The organism is Pseudomonas fluorescens (genome assembly GCF_902497875.1).
GTDB lineage: Bacteria > Pseudomonadota > Gammaproteobacteria > Pseudomonadales > Pseudomonadaceae > Aquipseudomonas > Aquipseudomonas fluorescens_BR.
Window position 1 is genome coordinate 81,041 of record NZ_CABVHY010000020.1, and the last position, 12,473, is coordinate 93,513.

The 12,473-nt window shown below is 63.1% G+C and carries 13 protein-coding genes and 1 riboswitch; of the genes, 3 read left to right on the top strand and 10 right to left on the bottom strand.

Annotated elements, in window-relative coordinates:
• The first annotated feature begins 3 nt into the window (after positions 1 to 3).
• The 3 genes from F8N85_RS20300 (at position 4) to F8N85_RS20310 (ending at position 2,913) form a co-directional block, all read left to right on the top strand.
• The gene (locus F8N85_RS20300) at positions 4 to 1,116 is read left to right on the top strand and encodes a succinylglutamate desuccinylase/aspartoacylase family protein (protein WP_150805307.1); all 1,113 of its coding nucleotides are present in this window, start codon (positions 4 to 6) and stop codon (positions 1,114 to 1,116) included.
• Positions 1,117 to 1,134: 18 nt separating this feature from the next.
• Positions 1,135 to 1,899: an ABC transporter ATP-binding protein gene (locus tag F8N85_RS20305; protein ID WP_150805308.1), complete on the top strand. Its 765-nt coding sequence runs from the start codon at positions 1,135 to 1,137 to the stop codon at positions 1,897 to 1,899.
• 102 nt (positions 1,900 to 2,001) lie between these two features.
• Complete coding sequence (locus F8N85_RS20310) at positions 2,002 to 2,913, top strand: MurR/RpiR family transcriptional regulator (protein WP_150805309.1); 912 nt, start codon at positions 2,002 to 2,004, stop codon at positions 2,911 to 2,913.
• Between the two features lie 151 nt (positions 2,914 to 3,064).
• Here F8N85_RS20310 and F8N85_RS20315 read toward each other — a convergent pair whose 3' ends face one another.
• The 10 genes from F8N85_RS20315 to cobO form a co-directional block, all read right to left on the bottom strand.
• Positions 3,065 to 3,796 (bottom strand): adenosylcobinamide-GDP ribazoletransferase, encoded by a 732-nt coding sequence (locus F8N85_RS20315; protein WP_150805310.1) that lies wholly within the window; start codon positions 3,794 to 3,796, stop codon positions 3,065 to 3,067.
• 2 nt (positions 3,797 to 3,798) lie between these two features.
• The gene (gene cobC / locus F8N85_RS20320) at positions 3,799 to 4,374 is read right to left on the bottom strand and encodes an alpha-ribazole phosphatase family protein (RefSeq protein ID WP_150805311.1); all 576 of its coding nucleotides are present in this window, start codon (positions 4,372 to 4,374) and stop codon (positions 3,799 to 3,801) included.
• Positions 4,371 to 5,426, bottom strand: a complete 1,056-nt coding sequence (gene cobT, locus F8N85_RS20325; protein WP_150805312.1) for a nicotinate-nucleotide--dimethylbenzimidazole phosphoribosyltransferase — start codon at positions 5,424 to 5,426, stop codon at positions 4,371 to 4,373. Before cobT ends, cobC begins: the two co-directional genes overlap by 4 nt.
• Entirely contained in the window at positions 5,423 to 5,944 is a 522-nt protein-coding gene (gene cobU / locus F8N85_RS20330) for a bifunctional adenosylcobinamide kinase/adenosylcobinamide-phosphate guanylyltransferase (RefSeq protein ID WP_150805313.1), read from the bottom strand. The genes cobT and cobU overlap by 4 nt, the downstream gene beginning before the upstream one ends.
• A 150-nt stretch (positions 5,945 to 6,094) precedes the next feature.
• Complete coding sequence (locus F8N85_RS20335; RefSeq protein ID WP_150805314.1) at positions 6,095 to 7,546, bottom strand: cobyric acid synthase; 1,452 nt, start codon at positions 7,544 to 7,546, stop codon at positions 6,095 to 6,097.
• Positions 7,543 to 8,538, bottom strand: coding sequence for a threonine-phosphate decarboxylase CobD (gene cobD / locus F8N85_RS20340; protein WP_150805315.1), 996 nt, complete (start codon positions 8,536 to 8,538; stop codon positions 7,543 to 7,545). The genes F8N85_RS20335 and cobD overlap by 4 nt, the downstream gene beginning before the upstream one ends.
• Complete coding sequence (cbiB, locus tag F8N85_RS20345; protein ID WP_150805316.1) at positions 8,531 to 9,439, bottom strand: adenosylcobinamide-phosphate synthase CbiB; 909 nt, start codon at positions 9,437 to 9,439, stop codon at positions 8,531 to 8,533. Before cbiB ends, cobD begins: the two co-directional genes overlap by 8 nt.
• A complete protein-coding gene (bluB, locus tag F8N85_RS20350; RefSeq protein ID WP_150805317.1) occupies positions 9,436 to 10,086 on the bottom strand; it encodes a 5,6-dimethylbenzimidazole synthase in 651 nt (216 codons plus the stop codon). The genes cbiB and bluB overlap by 4 nt, the downstream gene beginning before the upstream one ends.
• Positions 10,083 to 11,480 carry a cobyrinate a,c-diamide synthase gene (locus F8N85_RS20355; protein WP_150805318.1) on the bottom strand — a complete coding sequence of 466 codons (1,398 nt, stop codon included), beginning with the start codon at positions 11,478 to 11,480 and terminating at the stop codon, positions 10,083 to 10,085. The genes bluB and F8N85_RS20355 overlap by 4 nt, the downstream gene beginning before the upstream one ends.
• Positions 11,481 to 11,490: 10 nt before the next feature.
• Entirely contained in the window at positions 11,491 to 12,102 is a 612-nt protein-coding gene (gene cobO, locus F8N85_RS20360) for a cob(I)yrinic acid a,c-diamide adenosyltransferase (RefSeq protein ID WP_150805319.1), read from the bottom strand.
• An 80-nt stretch (positions 12,103 to 12,182) separates the two neighbouring features.
• Positions 12,183 to 12,417: riboswitch (cobalamin riboswitch) on the bottom strand.
• Positions 12,418 to 12,473 lie beyond the last annotated feature (56 nt).

Sequence of the window (12,473 nt, forward strand, 5' to 3'; positions counted from 1 at the left end):
TTTATGCAGCACATTCAATACCTGTTGCCGTGGAGCGCCTCGGGCACTGAGCGGCACCTATCGCTGTTTCGTTTTGGCAGCGGCCCGCGCAAGGCTTACATCCAGGCTACCTTGCATGCCGACGAGCTGCCGGGGATGCGCGTCGCCGTCGAACTCAAGCACCGCCTGCGCGAGCTGGAAGAGCAAGGCCGGTTGACCGGGGTGATCGAACTGGTGCCGCTGGCCAATCCGATCGGGATTGGGCAGATGTTCCAGGCCACCCATCAGGGTCGTTTCGAGTTCTCCAGCGGCAAGAACTTCAATCGTGAATTCCCGGAACTGGCTGACGCCGTGGCGCCGCTGTTGGAAGGCCGGCTGGGCGAGGATGCCGACGCCAACGTCGCACTCATCCGCCGCGCCATGGCCGAGGTCATCCGGGACCTGCCTGCGCCCACCTCGGAACTCGATGGCCTGCGTCGCCTGCTGTTGCAGCATGCCTGCGATGCCGACCTAGTGCTCGACCTGCACTGCGACTTTGAGTCGATCATGCTGCTCTACGCCATGCCGCAAAACTGGCCACGCCTGCGTTCATTGGCCGCGCGCCTGGAAGCGGGTGCCGCGCTGCTGGCCGAGGGCGCGGGTGGCAATGCCTTTGATGAAGCCTGCGCAATCCCTTGGCTGCAGCTGGCCGAGCGTTTTGCCCAGGCCAACATTCCGCTGGCATGCGTGGCCACCACCATTGAATTGCGCGGCATGGCTGACACCGAACGCGAGCAATGCATCGAGAGTGCGCAGGCCATTCTCGGCTATCTCGCCGAGCAGGGCCTGATCAGTGGCGACTGGCCGGCCGCTCCAGCGACCTGTTGTGAAGCGACGCCATTTGCCGGTGCGCAGTACGCCTATGCCCCGCATCCGGGCGTGGTGAGTTTTCTGCAACCGGTGGGTGCCAGGGTCAAGGTCGGCGATCCGCTGTTCGAAGTGCTCGACCCACTGACCGATCGTCACAGCGTGGTATGCGCCAGTACCGACGGCGTCCTGTATGCCCGCGAACGCCTGCGTTTTGCCCAGCCCGGCCTGTGGCTGGCCAAAGTGGCCGGCAGTACCCCTATTCGCCAGGGTCGCTTGCTCAGCGACTGATTCCAGAGAGTGCAAACCATGTACAAACTTGAAGTTCAGGATCTATACAAAAGCTACGGCACCCACGAAGTGCTAAAGGGTGTGTCCCTGGAGGCGAAAGCCGGTGACGTGATCAGCATCATCGGCTCCAGCGGCTCGGGCAAAAGCACGTTCCTGCGTTGCATCAACCTGCTGGAGCAACCCAACGCGGGCAACATTGTGCTCAATGGCGAACAACTCAAGCTGGTGAGCAACAAGCTCGGCGGGCTCAAGGCCGCCGAGCCCAAACAGTTGCAGCGCATGCGTTCGCGCCTGGCGATGGTGTTCCAGCACTTCAACCTCTGGTCCCACATGAGTGCCCTGGAAAACGTCATGGAGGCACCGGTGCATGTACTGGGTATGGGCAAGAAGGAAGCCAGGGAAAAGGCCGAGCACTACCTGAACAAGGTCGGCGTGGCACACCGCATGAACGCCTTCCCGGCGCACATGTCGGGCGGCGAGCAGCAGCGTGTGGCGATTGCCCGGGCGCTGGCCATGGAACCGGAAGTGATGCTGTTCGATGAGCCGACGTCGGCCCTCGACCCCGAGCTGGTCGGCGAAGTGCTCAAGGTTATGCAGGATCTCGCCCTGGAGGGCCGCACCATGGTGGTCGTGACCCATGAAATGGGCTTCGCCCGCGAGGTCTCGAATCAGCTGGTGTTCCTCCACAAGGGTCAGGTCGAAGAGCGCGGCAACCCACGCGAAGTGCTGGTAAAGCCTCAGTCCGAGCGTCTCCAGCAGTTCCTGGCGGGCAGCTTGAAGTAACCCGCCGGCCTTGGCCGTCCCTTGGTTCAGCGCTCTACACCAAGGGTCGGCTTCGGATACACTCCAGCCCTCCTTATGCCATCAGGAAATGTTGATCCGGATATGCCGAGCCCCTCGAAAAACACCACGGTCTATGCCGCGCCGGTGATGCGCAAACTGGCGGAAATCCTTGCCGATCTGCAGCCGTCGCTGCGCAAGGTAGCGGACTTCATCCTGCGTCATCCGCTGCGGGCGGCGACGCTGACCATCGAGGAGATGGCGCAGGAAACCAACACCTCGCCGGCGGCGGTCAATCGCTTGGCCAAGGCGCTGGACCTGGGGGGCTACACCGGCATGAAAGCCGAACTGGTGGCGACGTTGCAGCAGATGGTCTCGCCGGTCGACAAACTGCGCAACGAACTGGCGCACCGCCCCGGTGGTGCATTCGGCCTGCATGAGCAAATCCAGAGCGCCAGCAGCAACCTCGCCACCACCGACACCAACAACCATCCAGACACCTTTGAAGCCTTCGTCAGCAGCCTGATCCGGGCCCGCAAGATCTACATCCTGGGCTTTGGTAACAGCGTCTATCTTGCTGGCCTGGCGGCCTCGACCCTGATGCCCTTCTGTGCCGATGCCACGGCCATCAGCATGGAGGGCGGTAACGAAAACGCCGCCTACCGCCTGGCAGCGATCACTGACCAGGACGTATTGCTGGCGATCTCGCTGCCGCGTTACTCCCTCGACACCTTGCAGCTCGCACGTTTTGCCCATGAACGCGGCGCCTCGGTGCTGGCGATCACCGACTCACCCGCCTCGCCATTGACCCCGATTGCCCGGCACGTGTTATTTGCCCCGGCCGACCACCCGGTATTGACCAGCTCCAACATCGCCGTGCTCGCGTTGATCGAAGGGCTGGTGGCGGGAGTGATGGCGCGCAACAAAGAAGCCGTGAAGCTGGCGACCGAATTGACCGAAAGCGTGATGTCTTACCTGCATATGCCAGACAGCGGCAAATCCCCGAAAAAGCGCTAGGTGTACGCAATACCTGCACAACCGTGATGTTGCGCAGATACACCAATCCTGTAGGAGCTGCCGCAGGCTGCGATCTTTTGATCTTGATCTTCGACGGTCTTCAAAACCGCCAAAAGATCGCAGGCTGCGCCAGCTCCTACCTGAGAATCTTTCAGGCCAACGCCAACCCCACCAAAACTGCAACTTCCAACAATTCCAGCAGCGCTCCGGCGGTATCTCCCGTGGTCCCGCCCAGGCGCCTCAGCATCACTTGCCGCAACCAGAAGAACACCACTCCCGTCAGCACCACGGCAAACACACCGAGCCACCCGGCAATCAACACACAGACCAGCACACTCAGCAGCAACACCTGTTTCCCGGCCAGACGCGGCAGATGATCAGCCAGCGCCTGGCCCAGCCCACCAGCTCGCACGTAGGGCGTGGTCAGGAACAAGCCGAGCATTGCACTGCGGCCGAGCAATGGCGCCAGCAGCAAGGCAACGCTGTGCTGCTGCTCGATCAACGCCAGCAGCGCGCTGAATTTGAGCAACAGCACCAGCACCAGGGTGACCACGGCAATCGGTCCGCTGCGCGGGTCCTTCATGATGGTCAGGGTTCGTTCACGATCGCCAAAGCCACCGAGCCAGGCATCGGCACTGTCAGCCAGACCATCGAGATGCAACCCACCGCTGAGCAACACCCAGGCGGTCAGCAGCAATGCCGCGTGTAACAACAACGGGGTGCCCGCCAGCAGCCAATTCAGCGCCCACAACAGCGCGCCGAACAGCAATCCCACCAGCGGATAAAACAGCAATGAACGCCCCAGTTCCTGCGGCTGCGGCATCCCTGGCAGACGAATCGGCAAGCTGCTGAGAAATTGCAGGGCGATCCAGAAAGGCAACATGTTCAGGCGTCTTCCCTGAGCACGGCATTGGCCTCGACCCGCAGCGAGAACAGCGCGCCATGACCGACCTCGACGTTGAGCAATTGCTCGCGGGGCAAGCCCCGGGCCTGGGTCAGTAGCAGGCGCATCACCCCGCCATGACTGATCAACAACAGCCGTTCCCCGGCATAGCTGCGATGCAGTCGCTCGACCGCCGCCAGCACCCGCGCCGAAAACGCCGTCACCGGCTCGCCCTCAGGCGGGGTGAACCCGTAAGGGTCGGCCCAGAACAAACCCAAGGCGTGGGCATCGGTTTCCATCAGGGCCGCTGCGCTTTGCCCTTCCCAGGCGCCGAAGTGCAATTCCTGCAGGTCCTTGTCCAGCGTTACCGGCAGGCCGAGACGGATGCCCAGCTCATCGGCGAACCGCGCGCAACGTTGCAGCGGCGAACTGACCAATCGATCCCAGGGTCCCTTGGCCAGCACCGCGGCGCGCATCTGTTCCCAGCCCCTGGCCGTCAGCGCGTCATCCAGGCTGCCGCGCAAACCGCCACCGAGTTCGGTTTCGCCGTGGCGCAGCAGATCCAGATGCAAGGTCATGCCGGACGATCCGCCACGGCGGCTTCGGCAAACGTCGCCATCTGCCCGTGCAGCTCGCAGGCCAGGCGCAGCAAGGGCACGGCCAATGCGGCCCCGCTGCCCTCGCCCAGGCGTAGGCCCAGATCCAGCAGCGGCTCGGCCTTGAGTGTCTCAAGCACATGCCGATGACCCGGTTCGGCACCGCGATGACCGAACAGCAACCACTCGCGGCTCGGCGGATTCAAACGCACCGCGACCAACGCCGCGACGCTGCAGATAAACCCGTCCACCAGCACCGCCACGCCTTCCTGGGCGCAAGCCAGATAAGCGCCGACCAACGCCGCGATCTCGAAGCCACCGAGATTGAACAATGTCTGCAAGGCATCGCCGCGCTGGGCCCCATGCAATGTCAGAGCGCGCTCGATAACCTGGGCTTTATGGCTGACACCCGCGGCATCCAGACCGGTGCCTGGCCCGACCAGATGCGCTACCGGGCAATCGAGCAAGGCGCACGCCACGGCGCTGGCAGCGGTGGTATTGCCGATGCCCATCTCGCCACCAATAAACAGCTCGGCACCCGCCGCAAGGGCGCGGCGCACGCTGTCACGTCCAGCCTGCAGCGCGAGTTCGCCCTGGGCGTGAGTCATGGCCGGGGCGTTGACGAAGTTCTGCGTGCCCGCGCCAATGTTCAGGTGCCGCACGCCCGGCAGGTTCAGCGAAGGGTTGACGGTCCCCAGATCGACCACTTCCAGTTGCGCGCCCAGTTGCCGCGCCAACACGCTGATCGCCGCACCGCCGTTGACGAAGTTGTGCAGCATCTGCCCGGTGACTTCCTGGGGGAACGCCGAAACGCCCTCGGCGACCACGCCATGGTCGCCGGCGAAAATCGCAATCCACAGCTGATTCAGGCTCGGCTTGACCTGCCCTTGCAACCCGGCCAGCTGCACCGCGATCGACTCAAGCCGGCCCAGGGAACCGGCCGGCTTGGTCAGCTGCTGCTGACGGGCTGCGGCCTGTTCGTAAGCTTGCGCGTCGATCGCTTTGCACGGGTTCAGCCACCAGCAATTACTCATAACGCAGTTCCTTTCAAAGTCAGGGGCAGGCCGGCGACGGTCAATACAACACGCTGACAGCGCTCGGCGAGGGCTTGATGCAACCAACCGGCTTCATCGACATAGCGCCGAGTCAATTCGCCCAGTGGCACGACGCCCATACCGGTTTCGTTGCTGACAAAGATGATTTCGCCCGGCAATGACGCCAGGCACTCCAGCAGCGCCTCGCGCTCAGCCATCAGGCGTTCGGGGTTGTCCAGCATCAGCAGGTTGGTCAACCACAGGGTCAGGCAATCCACCAGCAAGCAGCCTTCGGCGCTCGCGGTTTCGCGCAGCACTCGGGCCAGTTCCAGCGGCTCTTCGATCAGCGCCCATTCGGCGGGACGACGGGCACGGTGATGGGCGACCCGCTCGCTCATTTCGCCGTCCAGCGGCTGGCTGGTGGCGATGTATGTCACCGTCAGGCCGCTATCGGACGCGAGTTTTTCAGCCAGGCGACTTTTGCCGGAGCGGGCGCCGCCGAGGATCAGTTGCAGCATCTTTGAAATCCCTTAGTTGGCGGTGAGGCTACTGCCCCCATCGCGAGCAAGCTCGCTCCCACACTGGACCGAGTTCAGGCATAAATTTTCTGTCCACCACCAATCAAATGTGGGAGCGCGCTTGCTCGCGATGAGGGCATAACATTCACCCTAAATCCCACAGAGCTCACGCAAAAGCCCGGTATCCAAATGTTTTTCCACCATGTCGGCCAAGCGCTCGATGTCACGCTCACGCAGACCGTGGTAATCCACCTCCTGCACGTCCTGCAATCCGGCCCAGCGCAACAGCGCGCTGCAGGCTGGCGGCGATTCGAACAGGCCATGCAGGTAGGTGCCGAAAATCTGCCCGTCAGCACTTTGCGCACCGTCGCAGCTACCGTCGTCCAGATGTACCGCGGGCCGTTCCAGCCCGGCGCCACGGGTGACTCCGGCATGAATTTCATAACCGCTGACGGGCGCGTCTTCCAGGGCCAGACTGCCCTGTACATTGCGCAGTTGTTTCTCTTCTTCAAGGACCGTGGCAAAGGCCAGCAGCCCCAGACCGACACTCGAACCCGGCGCGCCTTCGAGGCCCAGCGGGTCATGCAGCTGTTCGCCGAGCATTTGCAAACCACCGCAGATCCCCAACAACTTGCCGCCGTAACGCAGGTGCCGGGCAATGGCCGTATCCCAGCCATTGGCGCGCAAGAACGCAAGATCGCTGCGTACGCTTTTCGATCCGGGCAGAATGATCAGGTCAGCCGCTGGAATCGGTTGGCCGGGGCCGACGAATTGCAGATCGACTTGCGGGTGCAGGCGCAGTGGATCGAAATCGGTGTGGTTGCTGATGCGCGGCAAGACCGGCACCACCACCTTCAGCACCTGCTCGACCTTGTCGGTCTGACGCTGATCGATACCGTCTTCGGCTTCCAGGTGCAGGTCCATGACATAGGGCAACACGCCAATCACCGGTTTGCCGGTGCGCGCTTCGAGCCAGTCGAGGCCCGGCTGCAGCAAGGCGATGTCGCCACGGAAACGGTTGATGATAAAGCCTTTGACTCGCGCCTGTTCGCTGGCCGAGAGCAATTCCAGCGTCCCCACCAGATGGGCGAAGACCCCGCCGCGATTGATGTCGGCGATCAGCAGCACCGGGCAGTCCACGGCCTCGGCAAAGCCCATGTTGGCGATATCACCGGCACGCAGATTGATCTCGGCCGGCGAGCCGGCGCCTTCAACCATCACCACCGGATAAGCAGCACTCAACCGTTGGTGGGAGGCCAGCACCGCCTGCATGGCGATGGCCTTGTAGTCGTGATAGGCCACGGCGTTCATGCTGGTCACCGCGCGCCCATGAATGATCACCTGGGCACCGGTATCGCTGTTGGGTTTGAGCAACACCGGGTTCATGTCGGTGTGCGGCTGGAGATGGGCGGCCTGTGCCTGCACCGCCTGGGCACGGCCGATTTCACCGCCGTCGGCTGTCACTGCGCTGTTGAGCGCCATGTTCTGTGGCTTGAACGGTACGACGCTGACGCCCTGGCGAATCAGCCAGCGGCACAGCGCAGTGACCAGGGTACTTTTACCGGCATCCGAAGTGGTGCCTTGCACCATCAGCGTGGTCATGGCGCTTGTTCCTGGGTATAGGCCTGGAAGGCTTGCTCGAGGCGCAGCCAATCGGCTTCATCGGCCGGCAAGCCGAAACGCAGACTGCTGTTGTGAGTGAACAGGCGCAGCAGAATGCCGCGCCGGGCCATGAATTCATGTAACTGTTCGGCGTGCCCGGTGATCAACCATTGAAACAGCGCGCAGCCACCCTGTGGCTTGAAGCCATGGCGCTCAAGCACCTGTGCCAAACGCTGGCTGGCCTCTTCGCTGCGCAGGCGTTGGCGGACCTGGCCCAAGGTGTCGCGCAGGCATACCTGGCCCAACACTCGGGTCGGACCGCTGACCGCCCACGGCCCGAGTTGTTCGGCGAGCAACTTCAGCAGTTTGTGCTCAGCCAGCACGAACCCCAGGCGTACCCCCGCCAGGCCGAAAAACTTGCCGAACGAGCGCAAAACGATCAACCCAACCTGGTGGGCATGCGCGGCCAGACTCAGGTGCGGTGTGTTGTCCATGAATGCTTCATCGACCACCAGCCAGCCACCACGCTGCGCCAGCCGCGCATGCCAGTCCAGCAGGCGCGCCGGGGACAGGCTCAGGCCGGTCGGGTTATTCGGGTTGACCACCACCAGCACGTCGAGGGCGTCGATAAAGAGCTCGACTTCCTGTTCCAGTACTTCACGCACGACGTAGCCGCCGCGCCGCCAGGCCTCGGCATGCTCGGCGTAACAGGGCGAGAGCACACCGACCTTGCCGGTGCGACGCAATCGCGGCAGCAGCTGGATCGCCGCTTGCGAACCCGGCACCGGCAACACTTGAGTGGCGCCATAATAATCGCAGGCAGCTTGCTCGAGACCATCATCGGTTTCCGGCAAGCGCGCCCAGGCGCGCAGGGGAATTTCCGCTACCGGAAACGGCCAGGGCGCGAGGCCGCTGGACAGGTCCAGCCAATCGGCTTCGGCAATGCCGTATTGCAACGCCGCCTTACGCAACCGTCCACCGTGCTCAAGCATAGAACTCAGCTCCCACGCAGAGAATCAGCAGCCATAACCACACACCGCGCTGCACCAGTTGCCAGCCACGGTCGATGGAGTCGGCATCGGCCGGCCCCCCCTCGCCCAGTGGCGGACGCTGGTGCAGTTCACCGTGATAGATCGCCGCCCCGCCCAACTCGACGCCCAGGGCACCCGCCCCCGCCGCCATCACCGGGCCGGCGTTCGGGCTGTCCCAGGTAGGTCCCTGGGTTCGCCAGCATTTGAGTGCCAGGCGGGTCTTGCCCAGTAGCGCGTAGGTCAGGGCCACCAGACGCGCAGGAATATAGTTGAGCACATCGTCGATCTTCGCCGCCGCCCAGCCAAAACGTTCGAAACGTTCATTACGATAGCCCCACATCGCGTCCAGGGTATTGCTCAGGCGGTAGAGCACCACCCCCGGAGCGCCGGCGATGGCAAACCAGAACAAGGCGGCAAACACTGCGTCGCTGCCGTTCTCCAGCACCGATTCAGTGGCGGCGCGGGCGACTTCGGTCGAGTCCAGCTCACTGGTCTGGCGGCTGACCAGATAACCCACTCGCCGCCGCGCTTCGTCCAGGTCATCGCTGCGCAGGGCTTGTGCGACCGGTTCGACATGCTCACCAAGGCTGCGCAGGCCAAGGGCACAATACAACGCGAGGATTTCCACCAGCCAGCCGATATAGGGCAGCCAGGAAAAGGCGGTCACCAACAGCGTCAGCGGCAATACCGCCAGCACCCAGGCGGTGACCCCATGACTGCGCCAGCCACGTCCACCAGAGTTGAAACGTTGCTCGATGCGATCGGCAAACCGGCCGAACGCCACCAGCGGATGCCAGCGTTTGGGTTCGCCCAGCAGCGCATCCAGCGCAACCGCGGCGACACTCAACAACGCCACACTCATTGACTCACTCCCCAATAATTTTCATACAACAATTCACTCAGCGGACGCGGCTGCGCCCAGCCTTCGAGCACCAGCATCGGCGCCGGATAAAATTCCTTTACCGGCCCCAGGCACAACACCGCCAGCGGTTTGGCCCCGACCGGCAGACCCAGCAGATCGGCCAGTGCCTGGGGTTCGAACAACGATACCCAGCCCATGCCCAGGCCTTCGGCGCGAGATGCCAACCAGAGGTTTTGAATGGCGCAGGACAAGGACGCCATGTCCATTTCCGGCAACGTTCGGCGGCCGAAAATATGCCGCTCGCGATCATCCATCAGCGCGGCGACCAGCACTTCGGCGCAGTCGTTGATGCCTTCGACTTTCAATTTCATGAACTCGTCGGAACGTTCGCCCAGCGCCTCGGCGGTGCGCACCCGTTCTTCTTCCACCAGTTGCTGGATCTTGTCGCGCAACGGGCGATCGGAGATGCGGATAAACCGCCATGGCTGCATCAGGCCAACGCTGGGGGCTTGATGGGCGGCTTCGAGCAGGCGCCGGAGCAGTTCAGGCTCGACCGTGCCGCCGCTGAAGTGGCGCATGTCGCGGCGTTCGCCAATGACCCGATAAACCGCTTCACGTTCGGCCGGACTGAATGCGTTGTCGGTCATGGCCTCTTCGCGAGCAAGCTCGCTCCCACAGGGTTTAGGTGATCCATTGTGGGAGCGACGGTGCGGCGATCCGACTTGCTCGCGATAGCGGCCTCGGCATCCGGCGCAAAAAGCGCGGCCACAGCCGATGGATTGGAAGGAAAATAGAAGTGTACGTAAGAGGCGGTCATCCGCCCCTCGCGATACACCGCTTCCGCCCCCCGCCCACCGTTGGGGCTCAGGCCACGGGCAATCGGCTCAAGCGCCGTGCTGGTCAGCGAGTGGTGATAGGTGTGGCCGCGCAACGAACCTTCCGGCAGATCAACCACCTGCAAGGCCAGTGCCGCCAGACGCTTTTGCATCACCGCATCGCCCGCCAGCAATCCCGCCAGCTGGGCACGCTGGCCCTCGACATCAGTCAGCGAATCGAGCAGATACAACATGCCGCCACACTCGGCCAGCAGCGGCTTGCCGGCTACGTGGTGGGCGCGGATCGCGGCCAGCATGCTAGCGTTTTCGGCCAGCGCCAGATGATGCAGTTCCGGATAGCCGCCCGGCAGGTACACGCTGTCCGCCTCGGGCAGTTCACGGTCATGGATAGGCGAGAAGAACAGCAACTCGGCGCCCATCGCCCGCAACAGGTCGAGGCTCGCGCCATAGGTGAACGCAAACGCTTCATCGCGAGCCACGGCAATCCGCACACCCGCCAGCAACGGCTCGGCGACAACCACTTCAGGCGCGGCGAATTCGACCGCTGGCGGCAGCGCCACTTCGCAACTGCTGGCCAAGGCTTCGGCCGCCGCGTCGAGGCGCACGTCCAGGTCATTCAGTTCACTGGCCTGCACCAGCCCCAGGTGACGGCTCGGCAATTCGATCCCGGTTTCCCGGGACAACGCGCCATACCAGCGCAAACCTTCGGTCAGGCTGCCTTCAAGCAATTGCGCGTGGCGCAAGGTGCCGACCCGGTTGGCCAGCACGCCGGCAAACGGCAAGTCCGGCTGATAACGCGCCAGGCCCAGGGCCAGGGCACCGAACGTCTGGGCCATGGCCGTGCCGTCGATTACCGCCAGCACCGGCACACCGAAGTGCCGCGCCAGGTCGGCGCTCGACGGCGTGCCGTCGAACAGCCCCATGACACCTTCGATCAAGATCAGGTCTGCCTCGCCCGCCGCTTCCCACAGCAGTCGACGGCTTTCCTGTTCGCCGACCATCCACATGTCCAGTTGATACACCGGAGCACCGCTGGCGCGCTCGAGAATCATCGGGTCGAGAAAGTCCGGACCGCACTTGAACACCCGAACCTTGCGTCCCTGATTGCGATGCAAGCGGGCCAGCGCGGCGGTCACGGTGGTCTTGCCCTGACCGGAAGCCGGTGCGGCGATCAACACCGCAGGGCAATGACGTACATCTCTCATGCTTGAATGCTCACAGCTCAATGCCCTTTTGCGCTTTGATGCCAGCCTGGAACGCGTGTTTGAGCACGCCCATTTCGGTAACGGTGTCTGCCAGGTCAATCATCTCGGGCTTGGCGCCGCGACCGGTGACCAGCACATGCTGCATCGGCGGGCGAGCCTGCAAGTCGCTGAGCACCAGGTCCAGGTCCAGGTAACCGTGTTTAAGGGCAATGTTCAGCTCATCGAGCACCACCAGGCCAATGGCCGGGTCACGCAATAATTCACGAGAGACGGCCCAGGCCGCTTCGGCCGCCGCGATGTCACGCTGGCGGTCCTGGGTTTCCCAGGTGAAGCCTTCGCCCATGACGTGAAAACGTACCTGCTCGGGGAAACGTCGAAAGAACAGCTCCTCACCGGTGCTGTTGCGACCCTTGATGAACTGCACCACGCCGCATTGCATGCCGTGGCCCATGGCCCTGGCGAGCATGCCGAAGGCAGAGCTGCTCTTGCCTTTGCCGTTGCCGGTCAGGACCAGTAGCAACCCACACTCGTTCGGCGAATTGGCGATGCGTTCGTCGATTACCGCTTTTTTGCGCAGCATGCGCGCCAGATGGCGTTCGTCACGATCGGGGGAATCAGTCATGGGGCAGCTCTCCGTTGGGGCTGGATAACGGGGGGCAGGAATAGAAATAGGCGGCATTAAGCCTGGCATCGCCCACCGTGATGCCGTTGGATGGATCAGGCCGGTCTCCGGGCTCATGAGTGGGCGTATCCCCGACTGCACGCCTTCCCAGGTCGACTTGCGACACAGTGGCACCAAGCACAGTCTTGACTCATTTACCGTTGCGGGGGCAGCGCCGGGATCGTTGCCCGCTCTATAACAGAACGCGCACTCACCGGCTTCCCTGTTTCACTCTGTCGACCGGGGTCACAGAGCACCTGAAACAAGTCGCGAAGGTTAGAGGGTTGGGGGTGGAGCGTCAATTAAACCCGGGACACGAAACCACGATTAGC